This is a genomic window from Yoonia sediminilitoris (genome assembly GCF_003058085.1).
GTDB lineage: Bacteria > Pseudomonadota > Alphaproteobacteria > Rhodobacterales > Rhodobacteraceae > Yoonia > Yoonia sediminilitoris.
Genome location: NZ_QBUD01000002.1, coordinates 482,671 through 499,751 on the forward strand (window position 1 = coordinate 482,671; position 17,081 = coordinate 499,751).

At 59.1% G+C, this 17,081-nt stretch carries 12 protein-coding genes; 4 read left to right on the top strand and 8 right to left on the bottom strand.

What is annotated here, in order from left to right; all coding sequences use genetic code 11:
• Window positions 1-7: 7 nt before the first annotated feature.
• From C8N45_RS07245 to bchF, 7 genes are read right to left on the bottom strand one after another with little or no spacing between them, the layout of a single operon-like run.
• Entirely contained in the window at window positions 8-1,438 is a 1,431-nt protein-coding gene (locus tag C8N45_RS07245; protein ID WP_108385545.1) for a PucC family protein, read from the bottom strand.
• 1 nt (window position 1,439) lies between these two features.
• On the bottom strand, window positions 1,440-2,129 hold the full coding sequence (gene bchM, locus C8N45_RS07250; RefSeq protein ID WP_108385546.1) for a magnesium protoporphyrin IX methyltransferase: 690 nt from the start codon (window positions 2,127-2,129) through the stop codon (window positions 1,440-1,442).
• Window positions 2,129-3,025 carry a ferredoxin:protochlorophyllide reductase (ATP-dependent) iron-sulfur ATP-binding protein gene (bchL, locus tag C8N45_RS07255; protein WP_108385547.1) on the bottom strand — a complete coding sequence of 299 codons (897 nt, stop codon included), beginning with the start codon at window positions 3,023-3,025 and terminating at the stop codon, window positions 2,129-2,131. The genes bchM and bchL overlap by 1 nt, the downstream gene beginning before the upstream one ends.
• 37 nt (window positions 3,026-3,062) lie before the next feature.
• The gene (locus tag C8N45_RS07260) at window positions 3,063-6,614 is read right to left on the bottom strand and encodes a magnesium chelatase subunit H (protein WP_108385548.1); all 3,552 of its coding nucleotides are present in this window, start codon (window positions 6,612-6,614) and stop codon (window positions 3,063-3,065) included.
• Window positions 6,604-8,151, bottom strand: coding sequence for a ferredoxin:protochlorophyllide reductase (ATP-dependent) subunit B (gene bchB, locus C8N45_RS07265; protein ID WP_108385549.1), 1,548 nt, complete (start codon window positions 8,149-8,151; stop codon window positions 6,604-6,606). The genes C8N45_RS07260 and bchB overlap by 11 nt, the downstream gene beginning before the upstream one ends.
• Window positions 8,148-9,431: a ferredoxin:protochlorophyllide reductase (ATP-dependent) subunit N gene (locus C8N45_RS07270; protein WP_108385550.1), complete on the bottom strand. Its 1,284-nt coding sequence runs from the start codon at window positions 9,429-9,431 to the stop codon at window positions 8,148-8,150. The genes bchB and C8N45_RS07270 overlap by 4 nt, the downstream gene beginning before the upstream one ends.
• Window positions 9,428-9,931 carry a 2-vinyl bacteriochlorophyllide hydratase gene (gene bchF / locus C8N45_RS07275; RefSeq protein ID WP_108385551.1) on the bottom strand — a complete coding sequence of 168 codons (504 nt, stop codon included), beginning with the start codon at window positions 9,929-9,931 and terminating at the stop codon, window positions 9,428-9,430. The genes C8N45_RS07270 and bchF overlap by 4 nt, the downstream gene beginning before the upstream one ends.
• Window positions 9,932-10,217: 286 nt before the next feature.
• Here bchF and C8N45_RS07280 point away from each other — a divergent pair, with 286 nt between their 5' ends.
• From C8N45_RS07280 to C8N45_RS07295, 4 genes are all read left to right on the top strand, one after another.
• Window positions 10,218-11,042 carry a cobalamin B12-binding domain-containing protein gene (locus C8N45_RS07280; protein ID WP_245882587.1) on the top strand — a complete coding sequence of 275 codons (825 nt, stop codon included), beginning with the start codon at window positions 10,218-10,220 and terminating at the stop codon, window positions 11,040-11,042.
• Window positions 11,039-12,505, top strand: a complete 1,467-nt coding sequence (gene ppsR / locus C8N45_RS07285; RefSeq protein ID WP_245882588.1) for a transcriptional regulator PpsR — start codon at window positions 11,039-11,041, stop codon at window positions 12,503-12,505. Before C8N45_RS07280 ends, ppsR begins: the two co-directional genes overlap by 4 nt.
• Before the next feature lie 85 nt (window positions 12,506-12,590).
• A complete protein-coding gene (locus tag C8N45_RS07290) occupies window positions 12,591-13,655 on the top strand; it encodes a 3-carboxy-cis,cis-muconate cycloisomerase (RefSeq protein ID WP_245882589.1) in 1,065 nt (354 codons plus the stop codon).
• 107 nt (window positions 13,656-13,762) lie between these two features.
• Window positions 13,763-15,097, top strand: coding sequence for a polysaccharide biosynthesis/export family protein (locus C8N45_RS07295; protein ID WP_245882590.1), 1,335 nt, complete (start codon window positions 13,763-13,765; stop codon window positions 15,095-15,097).
• On the opposite strand, the gene pbpC is transcribed toward C8N45_RS07295, so the two are convergent.
• Window positions 15,098-17,062, bottom strand: coding sequence for a penicillin-binding protein 1C (pbpC, locus tag C8N45_RS07300; RefSeq protein WP_108385553.1), 1,965 nt, complete (start codon window positions 17,060-17,062; stop codon window positions 15,098-15,100). It lies immediately after the preceding gene.
• Window positions 17,063-17,081: the final 19 nt, after the last annotated feature.

Genomic DNA, 17,081 nt, shown 5'->3' on the forward strand with positions numbered 1-17,081 from the left:
TCGGTGGTTAGGTTGGGAAGTCGGCTAAACCCAGCTTTGCCGATGTCCCAGATGTCATGGGCCGCAGCCGCACAAGCGGCCCCAACACAATCAGAGTGATGAAAAGAAGGCCAATTTCGGTATGATAAACGACCGAATAGCCAGTGGCAGGCGTGGCGAGCGCCTCTCCCAATGTGCCGTTCCCAGCGGCATGGTTCACAAGGTCACGGATCGTGCCCCCGATAAAGATGGAAAGCCCCGCGCCGGTGGCCTGTGCGGCCCCCCATGCGCCAAGGGCCAGACCGCGTCCGGCGTTGCCGATTGCGGGCATTGTCATGGCGGCTGTCAGGGTGGAAATCCCGAACAGCCCGCCGCCAAATCCGATCAGCCCGGCGCCCAGATAGAACAGGACAGGCGATCCAACCGGATGTGAAAAGATCACTGCGCAAAAGGCCAGAACCCCAGCCAGAATACCGCGCGCCGCCATGCGGTACGGGTCCATGCCAGCCGCCAGCCAACGGGCCGCCAGACCAAACCCCAGCAAGGCACCAAAGGCCCACATCGCCGTCAGCAACGTTGTTGCCGACACCGACAGGCCCAGAATTTCGCCGCCGTAAGGCTCCAACAGCACATCCTGCATGTTGAACGCCATGGTCCCAAGAAAGGCCACGACGAGCAAGCGGCCCGCGTCACCACCCTTGGCCAGATCGGTCCAGGCGTCGCGGAAAGTGGGCGATGCTTCGGCGCGCTGCGCTTTGGTCATCGGTTGCACCTTTTCCTGCTTCCAAAGGGCTGTCAGGTTCAAGAGCAGCGTGACCACAGCGGTTCCCTGAATGACCTGTACCAGCCGCAGGGCCGAATAATCCCGCAAGAGTGCACCGATGATGATGGCCGCAAAGGCCATCCCCACAAGGTTCATCACGTAGAGCAAGGCAACCACACGCGGGCGCGTCTCATCCGATGCACGGTCCGCGGCGAGCGCAAGACCCGCCGTCTGGGTCATATGCATGCCAAGGCCTGTCAGCAGAAACGCCAGCGCTGCCCCCACATAGCCCGCCCAAGGCATATCCAAAGTGCGGTCGCCAGACAGAACCAGCAGCGCCATTGGCATGATTGCCAAGCCGCCAAACTGCCACATGGTCCCGAACCACAGGTACGGGATGCGCTTCCAGCCAATCGCAGATTTGTAATTGTCGGATTTATGGCCCACCAGCGCGCGGAACGGGGCGACCAGCACCGGAATCGCGATCATCGCCGCGACCAGCATGGCCCCGATACCCAATTCCACAATCATCACCCGGTTCAGTGTGCCCAGAAGCATGACAGCCGCCATGCCAACCGAAATCTGAAACAGCGACAGGCGCAACAACTGACCCAGCGGCAATTCATCACTGACCGCATCGCTGAAGGGCAAAAGGTTCAGCGAGACCCGCTTTAATGATGACGCGCGAAAGATCATCTTAGCGTCCTCCCTCGAAAACCAGAGCGCTTGAAAAGTAGAAGCCTGATTTGACCCGGTCGATTTCACGCAACCGCCCGGCAACACCGGCCTTGCGCAATTCATTTGCAACAGTGGCAGCCGATTGCGGGATCATCACCGGGCTGCGATCAGCCCGCGGAAACAGCTTGCCCACCCGGAACATTGCCATCAGGGCAGGAGTGCGCGGGGGTAGGGTAAAGATGAACTTGCCATTCACCCGGCGCGCCGCACGGCCCAAAAGCTCTGCAATGTCTGGCGCATTGTAATAGATCAGGGAATCCATCGCCAAAGCATGATCAAAGCCACCCTTGGTCGCCTCAAGCATATCGCCAGACACAAAGGTGATGTGCTGGTCCAGATTTGCAGGCATCCGCTTTTGTGCAATCTCGATCAGCGCTGGGGAAATATCGACGCCGACAACCTCTGCGCCACGCTTGGCCAGTTCAACCGACATGGCACCGGTGCCGCATCCCGCATCCAGAATACGCGCACCGCGCAGATCGTCGGGCAATTGGCGCAGCATCATCTCGCGCATCTGCTCACGTCCGGCACGCACAGTCGCGCGGATGCCGGAAACGGGCGCGTCTGACGTCAGACGTTCCCAGACCTTGGTGGCAGAGCGGTCAAAGTAATGCTCTACCCGGTCGCGTGTGGCGGCGTAGTCAGCCATTAATCAAATCCAAGCAATTCAAAGATTTCACGGTCAGGCAGCGGGGCGGGGGCGAGTGGTTCGGTCCCGTTCCAGAGTGTCTCGGCCAAGCGCACATATTCTTTACGGACCTGCACGACATCTTCGTCGTCGGGCATCTCGAACAGGGTCTTTTTCTTCAGACGGCTGCGGCGGATGGCATCAAGGTCAGGCATATGGGCGATGCGATTGAAGCCAACCGTGTCACAATAGCGGTCGACTTCATCGGTTTCTTTGCTGCGGTTGGCGACACATCCGGCCAGACGGACCTTGTAGTTGGCCGATTTGGCCTGCACCGCCGCGATAATCCTGTTCATCGCATAGATACTGTCAAAATCATTGGCGGTGACGATTAGCGCGCGATCCGCATGCTGCAAAGGCGCGGCAAAACCGCCGCAGACCACGTCGCCCAAAACGTCAAAGATCACAACGTCGGTATCTTCCAGCAGGTGATGCTGCTTGAGCAGTTTCACCGTCTGGCCCACAACATAACCGCCGCAACCGGTGCCTGCGGGCGGGCCGCCAGCCTCAACGCATTTGACGCCGTTGAAACCATCGAAAATGAAATCCTCCGGGCGCAGCTCTTCGGAATGGAAATCCACATCCTTGAGGATATCAATCACCGTTGGCACAAGGCTGCCTGTCAGGGTGAACGTGCTGTCATGCTTGGGGTCACAGCCGATCTGCAACACGCGCTTGCCAAGCATCGAAAAGCCAGCCGACAGGTTGGATGACGTTGTCGATTTGCCGATCCCGCCCTTGCCGTAGACCGCAAAAACCTTTGCGCCTTCGATCTTGGCATCGTCGGGCTGGTGTACCTGAACAGAGCCTTCGCCGTCCTGACCACGCAGGTTTGGTATGTCGTCTCTGGGGCTCATGAGAGCATCCTTCCGTTTAAATTCATTGTGAAAAGGGTCATTCCGCTGCGATCCCTTCCATACGATCTTCGAGTGCGTCGGCTGCATCTTGCAGCGCCGCCAATGTGGCCTCATCCGGTGCCCAATAGGCGCGATCGGATGCTTCCAGCAGTCGGTTCGCCATCCGCATAGAAGCTTGCGGGTTCAGCGCGGCCAGACGTTCGCGCATCTCGTCATCCAGCACGAATGTTTCTGACAGGCGCTGGTAAACCCATGGTTCAACATCACCGGTGGTGGCCGACCAGCCCAGGGTATTGGTCACATGCGCCTCGATCTGGCGCACACCTTCATGACCATGCTTCAGCAGACCTTCGTAGAACTTGGGGTTCAGCGACCGGCTGCGCGTTTCCAGTGCGACCTGATCTTGCAAGGTGCGCACCTTGGCGGCACCGCGCGTCTGGTCGCCAATGTAAACCGGCGCACTTTCCCCGCCCTTGGCCCGCTTGACCGCGCGGGATATCCCGCCCAGCGTATCGAAATAATGGTCAACTGTGGTGACGCCCAATTCAACCGACTCAAGGTTCTGATAGGCAAGGTCCACGTCTTTGAGGACCTTTTGCAGCAGCCCCGCATTCTTGGCCGCTTTGCCATCAGCGCCGTAGGCAAAGCTCTTGCGGCTTTCATAGGCGTCGGCCAACTCATCCTCTTCGCCAAACGCGCTTTGATCCACCAGCACATTGACATTGGATCCATAGGCGCCTTCCGCATTGGAAAAGACGCGCAAGGCGGCGGTTTCCAGATCGCAACCCATCTGTTCGGCGTAGGCCAGCGCATGGGCGCGGACAAAGTTCATCCCGGTCGGTTCGTCTGCCTGTGCGCAGCGCAATGCGGCCTCTGCCAGCATGCGGGTCTGCAACGGCAGCAGGTCACGGAAAATACCCGAAAGAGTCATGATCACGTCAATGCGCGGGCGGCCAAGCTGGTCCAACGGGATCAGGTCCGCGCCGGACAAGCGGCCAAAATTGTCAAAACGGGGGGTGCAACCCATCAGGGCCAGCGCCTGCGCAATCGGCACGCCGTCTGACTTGATATTATCCGACCCCCACAGGACCAGTGCCACGGTACGCGGCAGGCTGGCGTGGGTTTCGATCAGCAAATCCGCCTGCTTGGCCCCGTCTGCCATGGCAAAGGCGGTGGGCATCCGAAACGGGTCAAACGCATGGATATTGCGGCCCGTGGGCAGGATCGAAGGCGACCGGATCAGATCACCGCCATGTACGGGCGGAATGAAATGGCCGGACAGCGCCTGCATCAAGCCGCCCAACTCTGTCTCGGCCTGCAAAAGCGCATCGGTGCGTGCGCGGGCGTCCGCATCTTCATGATCCATCAGATCAAGCATCCGGGCGCGGTCATCGTCAGACATCTTTTTGCCGACAATGTGGAACCCGTCAGGGATCAAGGACCCTTCGGTTTCCAACAGGCGCAGCCAAAGCTGGTCAAGGTCGCTGGCATCCATATCAACCGCTGCGGCCTGATCACGGACCAACGCTTCAAGTTCCACACGGGTTGCGTCACCTGCTGGCAATTCGCGCCAGCGCTTCAGGCTGTCGCGCACATCGGCCAATCCCTTGTAAAGCCCTGAGGTGGCCAAAGGCGGGGTCAGGTGGGTGACGACAACAGCATTGCTGCGCCGCTTGGCCAGCGATGCCTCTGACGGGTTGTTGGCCGCATACAGATAGATATTCGGCATCTCACCAATCAGCCGGTCCGGCCAGTCATTGCCGCCCAGCCCGGCCTGTTTGCCCGGCATGAATTCAAGCGCACCGTGCATGCCGAAATGCAAAAGCGCATCGGCGTTGAACGTGTTGCGCAGCCACAGATAGAAGGTCACAAAGGCATGGGTGGGGGCAAAGCCACGTTCAAACAGCAGGCGCATCGGGTCGCCTTCGTAGCCAAAGGTCGGCTGGACGCCAACAAAGACATTGCCGAACTGATGGCCCAGAATGAACACACCGCGCCCGTCAGACTGGACCTTGCCGGGGGCGGGCCCCCAGACGGCCTCCACCTCATTCAGGGTCGGCGTGGTGCGGACGATGGTATCGGCATCCACATGGGCCCCTACATTGGCCGGCTGACCATATTGCGCAGCGTTGCCTTGCAGAATCATACTGCGCAACTGGTCGACCGACGCGGGCACATCAACGGTATAACCATCTGCCTTCATCTGTGTCAGCGTATTGAAAAGGCTTTCAAAAACGCTCAGGTAGGCGGCTGTGCCTACGGCCCCGGCATTCGGGGGGAAACCGAACAGGACAACGCCGACCTTCTTGGCCGCGTTCTGCTTGCGGCGCAACTTCGCCAGACGCCGCGTCTTTTCCGTCAGTTTGGCGATACGCTCATGACATGGGGCCATCGCCTTGCAGGTGGAATCAGCGCTGCACATGTGCGAACAGCCTTGGCAGCCCTCTGCACCATGGCGGCCAGCAAAAACCGTCGGGTTCGTCGCACCATCAATTTCGGGCAAGGCCACCAGCATCGTCGTTTCAATCGGGCCAAGACCCTGCGGGCTTTTCGCCCACTGACCCAATGTCTGAAACTCCAGCGGCTGGGCCGAGATGTAGGGCACATCCAGCTTTTTCAGCAGCTCCACCGCAGCGGCACTATCGTTGTAGGCGGGACCGCCAACAAGCGAGAAGCCGGTTAATGACACCATCGCATCGACATGGCCCTGAAAATAGTTCTGCACCGCCGGTGTGCCATCCAGCCCGCCCGCAAAGGCAGGAATGACGCGCATGCCCTTTGCTTCAAATCCGCGAATGACCGCATCGTAATGCGCACAATCTGATGACAGCACGTAAGAGCGCAGCATCAGAATGCCGACCGTCGCCACAGGGTTGGCAGGCTTCGGCAAGTCAGCCAGCTTCGTGCTGATGTGATGGCCGGGCAGATCCGGGTGATAGACACCGACTTCAGGGTATTCGATGGGTGGCTTTGCCTTGACCCGCGCCCAATCCTGACCCAACGCATAGCGCGATAGCAACATGCGGATCATCTGTTCAATATTGTCGTCAGAGCCACCCAGCCAATATTGCATCGACAAAAACCAGTTGCGCAAATCCTGCGCCTTACCGGGGATAAGCCGCAAGATCTTGGGCAGGCGGCGCAACATCTTCATCTTCTTTGCGCCGGATTCGGTCGATGGCTTGGAGGAGCCACGTAACCGCTTCATCAGGGTCATCGCACCGCTGGCGGGTCTGGACATGTCCAGATCGCCCATCTTCGTCAGCTTCACGATATCGCTGTCGGCAATCACATTGACCATGGCGTCGCATCCGTCGCGGCGGGCAATCAGGTCAGGCAGGATGGCGGCGGTATGTTCTTCCAGAAACAACAGGTTCGCAACGATGATATCGGCTGTGGCAATCGACTGTTTGGCATCCGCAAGTGCAGCAGGATTTTCGCCCCATTCGGCAGCGGCATGGATCGAAATCTCAAGCCCCGGAAAATCGGCCAACAGACGGTCACGCACACGGGCCGCAGGACCAGCACTGTGACTGTCCAGCGTGACAATCACAAAACGATAACTGTTGATCTCTGCATTATCGCGCATAATGGGCCTTCGCCTCATACAGCGTATCAAGACTGATCTGGTTCAGCCCCTTTTCTGCGGCATAGGTTTCGGTGTTCCGGCGCGCCTTGCCGCGCACAAAAAACGGGATTTTCTTCAACTCTTTCTCGGCATCGCGAAGCCAGATGATGTTGTCTGAATGAAGCGGAGCCTCATCCTTCTTATGGCCGGAAATATCCCCGCCGGAGGCATCCTCACCCGGCAACGGGCTGTGCCCGCCATGGTGGCTTGGGCCGGCGGCATCATGGAATTCGAAGTCATCGCGGAACATGGTCAGCAGATGCTCTTCCAGCCCCATCACAAGCGGATGGATCAGCGTGTCGAAAATGACGTTGGCTCCCTCGAAACCGACCTGCGGCGAATAGCGGGCCGGGAAGTCCTGCACATGGACCGGGGCCGAAATCACGGCACAGGGAATGCCAAGCCGCTTGCCGATATGACGTTCCATCTGGGTGCCAAGGATCATTTCGGGGCTCAGCGTCTCGATCGTCTGCTCGACTTCCAGATAATCATCGGTGATCAGCGCCGTGACGCCATATTCCTTGGCCAGTGCGCGAATGGGCCGGGCCATTTCGCGATTATAACAGCCGATCCCAACGACCTCGAAACCCATCTCATCGCGGGCGATCCGGGCGTGGGCGGCGACATGTGTTCCGTCGCCAAAGATGAAAACGCGTTTGCCCGTCAGATAGGTGCTGTCCACAGACCGCGACCACCACGGCATCCGCAAACGGCTTTCGTCGATCAACACTGGTTTGCCAATGATATCGCCGATCTCTGCGATGAAATCGCGCGTCGCGCCGACACCAATCGGCACGATCTTCGTATAGGGTTGCTGGTGGTTCTTTTCCAGCCAACGGGCGGCAGCTTCGCCAGTTTCGGGGCACAGCAACACGTTGAAATGGGCAGCGGGTAGCATGGCAATATCAGCAGGCGTCGCACCTAGTGGAGCAACCACATTCACGACAATGCCAAGATCCGACAAAAGGCCTGTAATTTCCTCAACATCGTCACGGTGACGGAACCCAAGCGCCGTTGGCCCAAGGATATTGCAGGTCACTCGCTGGGTACGGGCCTGCGGCTGCGCCAGATGTTTGACGATCTGATAGAATGTTTCATCCGCGCCGAAGTTTTCCTTGCGCTGATAGCTAGGCAGTTCGAGCGGAATCACCGGTATCGACAGGCCCATGGTTTCGGCAAGACCGGCGGGATCATCCTGAATCAGTTCCGCCGTGCAGGACGCACCCACGATGATCGCCTGCGGATCGAACCGATCCACGGCATCCTGACAGGACTCTTTGAACAAGGTCGCCGTGTCCGACCCCAAATCGCGCGCCTGAAAGGTGGTGTAGGTCACCGGCGGACGGTGATTGCGCCGCTCGATCATCGTGAACAGCAGGTCGGCGTAGGTGTCGCCCTGCGGCGCATGCAGCACGTAATGCAGACCCTTCATCGCTGTAGCGACACGCATCGCACCGACGTGGGGAGGGCCTTCATATGTCCAGACCGTCAATTTCATTCGGCAGCCTCCATGCGGAGGACGGACTTGCGGCGCAGCGGACGCGAGAAGAGACCGGCAAGATCACCTGCCTGCTCGTAGAAATGCACCGGCGTAAAGACCAGTTCGATGGCCCATTTTGTCGAAAGCCCTTCGGCCTCAAGCGGGTTGGCAAGGCCAAGACCGCAAACCGTCAGGTCAGGGCGCGCAGCGCGCGCACGGGCAAGCTGTTTATCCACGTCCTGCCCTTCGGAAATTTGCGGGCCAGCGGGCAGCAAGTCCAGATCGGGACCATGCAACGCGTCGTGGATGTAGGGGCTGCCAACCTCGACCGCCGTCATGCCGCACTCGCGGGTCAGGAAACGGGCCAGCGGAATCTCTAACTGGCTGTCGGGAAAGAAAAATACGGACTTGCCGCGCAGCGCCTCGGACGCTTGCGCGATGGCCTTGCGGGCGCGGGCGCGGGGGGCCGCTGTTACCGCCTCAAAGGTTTCTTCGCTGACCCCGAATTCGACCGCAATGGCGCGCAACCAAGCCGTCGTGCCTTCGTCGCCAAAGGGGAACGGTGCCGCAAGATGGCGCGCACCGCACCGTTCAAGGGCGGCATGGGTATCGCCCAGAAAGGGCTGGGTCAGGGCAAAGACAGTGTTTTCACCAACGGCGGTCGTGTCGTCAATCCGGCGGGCGGGCAACAGGCGGACCGGACCAATACCCAGATCGGCCAACAGGCCCATCATCTGATCCTCGACAACGTCGGGAAGTGCCCCAACGACCAGCAATTCGCGCGCGGTGGTGTCTTTCAGCACCGGGACCATGGATGCAAGGCAGGCATCCTCGCCCTGGGTAAATGTCGTTTCAATGCCTGAACCAGAATAGTTCAGCACCCGTACATGGGGCGCATGGACCTGACTTAGCCGTTCCGCTGCACGGGACAGATCAATCTTGATCACTTCTGACGGGCATGACCCGACAAGAAATAGTTGACGAATGTCAGGGCGACGTTCCAGCAGGCGGGCAACCTCGCGGTCAAGTTCTTCGTGGGCGTCCGCCAGTCCGGCCAAATCCGATTCCTCAAGAATCGCCGTGCCGAATCGCGGCTCTGCAAAGATCATGACCCCTGCTGCCGATTGCAGCAGGTGGGCGCATGTCCGCGAACCCACCACGAGAAAGAATGCGTCCTGCATTTTGCGGTGCAGCCAGATGATCCCTGTCAGGCCGCAGAACACTTCGCGCTGGCCGCGTTCCTTGAGCACGGGCGCGCTCCGGCAACCGCCATTTGTGGGGGGCATGGGGACGTTCATGCGCGCACCTCCGCGTCAAGGCGGGCCATCCGCAATTTCCAGATGAATTGCCCGGCATTGATGACGTAGGCGGCATAGGCCGCGAGGGCTATATACATCATGCTTTCGGGGGACATCGAGGCCGTCAGGAGCGCCCACATATACCAACTATGCAAGGCGATAACGATAAAACTGAACACGTCCTCCCAAAAGAAGGCGGGGGCAAAAAGATACTGGCCAAAGACCGTCTTTTCCCAGATTGCACCAGTCACCATAATCAGGATGAGCAAGGCGGTTTTTACAACGATCGAAACGGTCGCGGCGTCATATCCGGCACCGGTCCACAGGTAGCGGACCACAAGCACGAGCGAGACCAGAAAAACGGCAAACTGCAACGGCGCCAGAACGCCCTGCACAAGCGTCCATTTTGTCGTGTCCCGACGCAGCCTTTCCGCATCGGTATAGAGTTGATGAGGCCTGGGCCGTGTATGGCCGAGGGGTTTTGCGGTATGGATTTCCATTGACGTCATAAGGCCCCCTCCTTCTTGGCGTTATGATCCTAGGTTAGGTGTCATTTTGGCAAAGTGTCAACTAAAAGTTACACACTAAACCAACCACAAATTCCTGGTAGCTATAGGTGAAAATCCATCTTATTTAATTAATATCAATTATTTAAGGTTCCGTATTGCTACCTTAATGGAAAACACTGTCAATTTGCTTTGACATTCCACACCGAGGACAGGACAATGAGGCATCTCGTAATGAATACGCCTATCGCGGGCAGGTTCAGCCAAGAGGAACGCACGCATGGCCGTTAATCGGAACGTAAACGCCCAGCAATCAATCGAACGCTCTGTGCAAGTGCAGATGCCCGGCGATATTGATGCGGCCCATACAGGTTGCCAGGCCCTTCACTTGCACGCGGTTCCACAAAGCCCCACCCTCTTCGACGAACCCATTCTGAATATGATGCAACAGGCGGCTCTTGGCCTTGATAGCGTCGCGTGCAGTCAGGCGGTAAAGGACGCTCTGGCAGCAGGTATCGCCGCCGAGGATATAGCGGATCATTACATCCCAGAGATTTCGCGCAGGCTGGGGGATGACTGGTGCAATGATGAACTGGGGTTCGGGCCGGTGACCATTGCAGGTGCACGTCTGCAATTCATGCTGCGGGAACTGGGACCGGACTGGTCGGGCGACAAGGCCGCCGACCCAGACGCGCCAACGATTTTGCTGATCGTGCCGCGCAATGCCCATCACACGCTTGGGGCCATGGTTTTGGCGGGTCAGATGCGTCGGAAAGGCTTTTCTGTGCGCGTTCTGCTTGATGCCAACAGTCATGAAATCGCGGAATGTGTCCGCCGCAGCATATATGATGCAGTGTTCATATCAGCGACTCCCGGTGAAACCCTTGAATCTCTTCGATTAATCGTTAGGTTCATAAAGTCCTCGTCCGCCCAGGAGATACCCGTGGTTATTGGCGGCTCTTTGATTGATCTGGAAACAGGGCAAAAACTGGCAGTAAAGACAGGCGCCGACTATGCAACGAAATCACCAGAAGAGGCGCTTGAGCTGTGCGGACTGAGGGCAAAGACACGCAACAGCGCAATTCGACCAGTGCGCGGGACTTGAGTGATGACTCGGGGCAGCACACTGGCGCATCGCCCGTGACGTCGCGGGGAGCCAAATACTGGGATAGCGCCGCCATCCCTTTGATCGCCCCGGAGATACTGGGTGACATCATTTCCGAAGTCTCGGATATCGGTCTTGTGATTTCGGAAACGGGCAAGGTTCTTTCGGTTCTTGTCAATCCAACCAACACCGACTTCAGCGATCTTGACATTGTCGACGGCCAGGACATCCGAACCGCACTGACCGTCGAAAGCGTCCGAAAGTTTGACGCGCGGCTTGCCGCATATTTGTCGGACGATGGACCCGTGCGACCGATTGAGCTTAATCACAAGGCGACGGACACGAAACCGGAATTTCCGGTGCGCTACAGCTTTCATCGCATTGGTGCGGGCGGTGCGGTCTTGCTGCTCGGTCGCGACCTGCGCCCCATCGCGGAAATGCAGCAGCAGTTGGTCAAGGCACAGCTTGCCCTTGAACGCGACTATGAAGCCCAGCGCGAATTCAACACCCGTTTCAAGGTCCTGATGGATAACACCCGCGAGGCGGTCGCATTTGTATCTGCATCCACAGGCGAAATTACCGAAGCAAACCCGGTTGCCGCACATCTTATGAACACAAAGAGAGAAGTGTTAATCGGGTCCCAGCTTTCCGCCCATTTTGCAAAACCCAAGAGGGGTGATCTGGTTGACACTCTGGCCAGCACCGCGATGACCGACCCCGGTAGCGTCACCAAGACAATATGCACCGCCACCAACTCCGACGTTCAGATTCTGCCAACGGTCTTTCGTGCGGCAGGCGAACGGATATTGCTTTGCCTGATCAGCTCTGCCGACAGTGAAATCCAGCAGGTTGATGATCTGTCGCGCAATATTCGCGGTCTGTACCATAACGGCCCTGACGCGATCGTGTTCGCTTTATCTAACGGCGAAATACTGTCCGCAAACGAAGCATTTCTGAACCTGATTGATGCTGCACATGATGCTGACCTGCGCGGCCGTAATCTGGCAGACTACCTGCAACGTGGCGGGATCGACCTGAAGGTTATGACGGAAAATGCGGGTCGGGCGGGAAGCATGCGCAGTTATGCAACCAAGATGGCGGGCGACTATGGCAGCCCGCGTGCGGTCGAGCTATCAGCCACCGAACTGGCAGCAGGCACCCACCAGATCTTCGCCTTTGTCATCAGGGCCGCTGGCCAGTCCGAACCGTTGCGCCCCAGCATGAACCCAACAAGCGACGAAAACCTCAAATCCGCAGTTGAACTGGTCGGCAGCGCCAGTCTCAAGGATATTGTGGCGGAAACCACCAATGTGGTTGAGAAAATGTGCATCGAAACAGCCGTTGAGTTGACGATGAACAATCGCGTTGCCGCAGCCGAGATGCTTGGCCTCTCACGGCAGTCACTTTACGTGAAGTTGCGCAAGTTTGATTTGCTGAACCGCGACGGCAAACTCGACGAATAGCGCGCCTGATCACACGGGCCCCTGCAATTGCATGTTCGCTGTTTCCCTGCCAATTATGGCTGCACCCCAAGTAGGAGCAGCCAGCGTGTCCGATCTGTTTACCCATCCATGGATGTCCGGCCTGTTTGGTGATCCAGACACGAACGCAGCGCTGGGTGCGGACAAACAGCTTGCCCAGATGTTGATGGTAGAGCGGGCCTATACGATGGCACGACTGGCAGTTGGCGATATTGAAAAGGCTGATGCGGATGCAGTTTGCGACGTGCTGGACAATGTCCAACTCACCCCCGAGGAGCTGACTGCCGGTGTCACGCAGGATGGGCTTGTCGTGCCTGCAATGATCCGCTTGCTCAAAGCACAACTGCCGCAAGAGCATCACCATGCGCTGCATGTCGGCCTGACATCGCAGGATGTGATTGATACCGCGCTGGTGCTGAGTCTCCGACCTGTTCTTGATGATTTTGCTGCGCGCCTGGACACATTGGACAATGACCTTTGCGCACTGTCGGCGCGGCACGGATCAAACCCTTTGATGGGCCGCACCCGGATGCAAGCGGCATTGCCGATTACGGTGGCTGACCGCATCGCGACATGGCAGATGCCATTGGCCAGCCACCGTGACCGGCTCCGGCGTTCCGCGCAGGCGGTGATAGTGCTTAGCATCGGCGGCCCCGTTGGTATCCGCATGAATGACGATATCGCGGCAGGGATGGCACAGATGCTGGGTTTGCAACTGCCCGCAAAGGCCCCGCATACGATGCGCGCTGATTTGGCGGATCTGGCAAACACGCTGTCGCTTGTCACCGGCACCTTGGGAAAATTCGGGCAGGATGTGGCCTTGATGGCCCAGCAGGGCATTGAATCCATTCAGCTTTCCGGCGGCGGGTCATCTTCGGCCATGGCCCATAAGAACAACCCTATCGTGGCAGAGCTTTTAGTGACACTCGCCGGCTATAACGCCACCCAACTTCCCGCGATGCATCACGCCATTGTCCATGAACAGGAACGGTCCGGTGCGGCATGGGCGCTGGAGTGGATGACCCTGCCCGACATGCTGCGCGCAACGGGGGCATCCTTGCGCAATGCGATCCAGTTGGTCGGTCAGGTGACATATATCGGGGACAGGGCGGACGCCAGCCTTTCGCGATAACAGGCGAAAAATTAACCTTTTCTCGCGATTGTTAACCAATAATTCACCAATCTGCATTGCTCTGGACGCGCACGCTCTTTGCGTCCGCTGCGGTAGGAGAATCCCGGTTGCGCCCCATTGTTCTTGTTCTTTTTGCATGGTTGCTGACAAATTGCGGCACGTTTTACCAAAGCCCTGACGTCAAGAGTGGGCCGCAGGTCGCGATCATTCCGATGACCGCCCAATCCGTTGCGGCAGCAAACCAGAGCGGATACCAGCCGCGCGCGCTTCCTGCTGCGTTTCGGCAGACCGCGGGGACGGGGGGAAACATGCAAGGGGCAGGTGCGCTACCCGATCTGCCGCCCGCCCCAAGCCCCCAAAGACCGCTGCGTGCCAATTTACCGCCGAAGCCTGATCCCGGCCCCTACAAGATCGGTGTTGGCGACATCCTGCAACTTGCCACCCCAAGTCCTGACGGGGCGATAGAACAACTCTCCGGCCTGATGTCGCCGGAAAGCAACCAACAGGGGTTTGTGGTGCAAGATGATGGCGCGATCAACATTCCCAACGTGGGCCGCATCGACATGGCGGGCCAGAACCTGCAAGAGGCCGAGGCCGTTCTGTTCCAGCGACTTGTCGAAAACCAGCTTGATCCGACCTTCAGTCTTGAGATTGCAACTTTCAATGCCCGTAAGGTGGCTGTCGGCGGCGCGGTCACAACACCGGCTGTGGTGCCCATCACGCTGACCCCGCTGTATCTGAGCGAAGCACTTGCCCATGCAGGCGGGCTTCGCCTGACGGATCAGGATACCGGTGCCCTGCGGCTTTACCGCGATGGCACACTGTATCAAATCCCTGTCGCGCAGTACCTTGGCAGCCCGGACCTGCAACGACTGCGCCTGCTGGATGGCGACAGCATCCACGTCGATGCGGGCACCGACCTGACGCGCGCACAGGCCTATTTTGAACAGCAGATCAGCCGTGCTGAGGTTCAACAGCAGGCGCGCGAACTGGCCTTGCGCAATCTAACCACCCAAGTGGCATTGCGCAGGGATGAACTGACAGAAGCCCGCGAAAGCTTTGTCGCCCGCGACGCGATGGGGGCCGTCCGCCGCGATCATGTGTATTTGTTTGGCGAGGTTGGCGTGCAGGCCCGCTATCCGCTCCCGTTTGAGCAGCGCGTGACATTGGCCGACGCTCTGTTTGAAGCAGGCAACGGCGTGCCAATTGAAACCGGTGATGTGTCGCAGATTTACGTATTGCGCCGCGCAGGCAGTACGCCCGTCACCGCATGGCAGTTGGATGGCCGCGATGTGACCAATTTCACTCTGGCGACAATGTTCGAACTGCGCCCGAATGACCTGATTTTCGTGGCTGAACAGCCGATTACCCGCTGGGGCCGCGTGATTTCGCAGATTTCCCCATCATTGATTACAACGGGTGTGACAGAGGCGAACAAGTAGTCATTGGAACCGGACGTGCGCGGTATCGGACCTGCCGTGGGCATCTATCACCGTCAGCGACGAAAACCCGACACCGGGGGACGCGATATCAACCTGATTGCGATGCGTCCGGGCGACCGGTTGCCCGTTCGCCAGCCACACATAGGGGCCTGTTCCGTCGCGCACTTTCAGCGTCAGCCGCTCCCCTTCAAGGATCGCACCCTCGGGCGGAAAACTTATCGCTGGCAGGTTCGGTTGCAGAGCACGCGTATTGCCGAAATATTGCAGATGTGCTGGCAGTTCCGCGGTGCCGATGATCAGCGTGTCTGGCGGGGGCGGCATGATCGGGTCAATCACAGATTTCGTGCGCGCAAATGCTGCAAACATCACGGGTGCTGCCAGATCACCACCAAAGGCACCGGGCACCGGCGTGCCGTCGGGCTGACCCATCCAGACCCCTACCACATGCCTGCCGTCAAACCCGATTGCCCAGGCATCGCGGTGCCCATAGGACGTCCCCGTCTTGAACGCGATCCCTGTCCCCTTGACCCCAAGCGGGCGCGGCGTGTTCTGCAAGATATCGGCAAGATGCCATGCCGCGGCCCGGTTCATGATGCGCCGGGCGTGGTCATGTGCCGGGGCCTGCGCACGCCAGCGCAGATCAACGGCCTGACCGCCATTGGCGATCCCTGCGTAAAGCTGCACAAGGTCTTGCAAGCTTATCCCGACCCCGCCCAGTGCCACGGCAAGACCGGGCGCGCCCGAGGGCAGTTGCGGGTCCGTCCCTGCCCTGCGTAGGGCCGCCATCAGATGATAAGGCCCCAGCGCCTGCGTGACGGATACCGCCGGAATATTCAGCGACTGCTGTAACGCCGTCCGGACCCGCAATTCACCCCGGTACAGCCCGTCAAAGTTCTGCGGTGCGTAGCCGTCAAAGTCGGTGGGCCTGTCGGCAATGAGCGTTTCAGGATGGATCAACCCGCGATCAAACCCCAGACCGTAGACCAGTGGTTTTAGCGTCGATCCCGGTGACCGCACCGCTTGTGTCAGGTCAATAAACCCGCCGCGCCCGTCCGCGCTGTAGGCGGATGATCCGATATGGGCAAGGATTTCGCCGCTTTGGTGGTCTGCCACAATCATCGCGGTCTGCACATTGTCAGAACGGCCCGCCACCGCATCTGATGCAAGCTGTTCAAGGGCGCGTTGCAGGTCCCGATCAACTGTCAGCGTCAGTTGGCTTGCTGCTGGGTCAGCGACACGGGCGCGGTCGGCCAGATGCGGCGCGATCTGCGGCAACCGGTGCCGCGTCTGGTCGATATGTTCAGCAAGGGCGTCGCTACCAAGGCGGGCCAGCACCCTGTCGCGCGCCACCGCCGCAGTGTCAGGGAAACGGTCGGGCCTGCGTGCTTCTGGTGATTGCGGCAAAGCCACGAGCAATGCCGCCTGCCCCGGTGTCAGCAATCGCGGCGGGCGGTCGAAATAGGCGTATGACGCCGCGCGCACCCCTTCGATATTGCCGCCAAAGGGCGCATGGTTCAGGTAAAGCGTCAGGATCTGGTCCTTGGTCAAGATCCGTTCCAGTGCCAGCGCAACCCTGATCTGGCGCAACTTGCCCGCCCAGCGCCCTGTGCTGCCATCCTCAAGCAAGCGCGCCACCTGCATGGTCAGGGTTGACCCACCAGAGATGAATTTACCCTGCCACAGCGCCTGCCCGGCAGCGCGCAGCATTGCAACGGGATCGACACCGTTATGGCGGAAGAAGCGTTTGTCCTCGAACCGGATCAGCATCCGCAAATAGGCCGGATCAACCGCATCAGGCGTCACCGGCAACCGCCAGCGCCCGTCAGCCACGGTATAGGCGCGCAACAGGTCGCCATTGCGATCAAGTACCTGTGTGCTGACCTCGGTCGCGAGGTCAGGCAGCACGGTTGCATCCACCCAAGCGTCCACCCTGTCGCGCCCGATGGCCCCGACCCAAAGGCACATGGCAAGGGTGATCAGCCAC

Coding starts and splice junctions, on each gene's coding strand:
- C8N45_RS07245 (WP_108385545.1), bottom strand. CDS start 1,438: ATGATCTTTCGCGCGTCATCATTAAAGCGGGTCTCGCTGAACCTTTTG.
- bchM (WP_108385546.1), bottom strand. CDS start 2,129: ATGGCTGACTACGCCGCCACACGCGACCGGGTAGAGCATTACTTTGAC.
- bchL (WP_108385547.1), bottom strand. CDS start 3,025: ATGAGCCCCAGAGACGACATACCAAACCTGCGTGGTCAGGACGGCGAA.
- C8N45_RS07260 (WP_108385548.1), bottom strand. CDS start 6,614: ATGCGCGATAATGCAGAGATCAACAGTTATCGTTTTGTGATTGTCACG.
- bchB (WP_108385549.1), bottom strand. CDS start 8,151: ATGAAATTGACGGTCTGGACATATGAAGGCCCTCCCCACGTCGGTGCG.
- C8N45_RS07270 (WP_108385550.1), bottom strand. CDS start 9,431: ATGAACGTCCCCATGCCCCCCACAAATGGCGGTTGCCGGAGCGCGCCC.
- bchF (WP_108385551.1), bottom strand. CDS start 9,931: ATGGAAATCCATACCGCAAAACCCCTCGGCCATACACGGCCCAGGCCT.
- C8N45_RS07280 (WP_245882587.1), top strand. CDS start 10,218: ATGGCCGTTAATCGGAACGTAAACGCCCAGCAATCAATCGAACGCTCT.
- pbpC (WP_108385553.1), bottom strand. CDS start 17,062: ATGTGCCTTTGGGTCGGGGCCATCGGGCGCGACAGGGTGGACGCTTGG.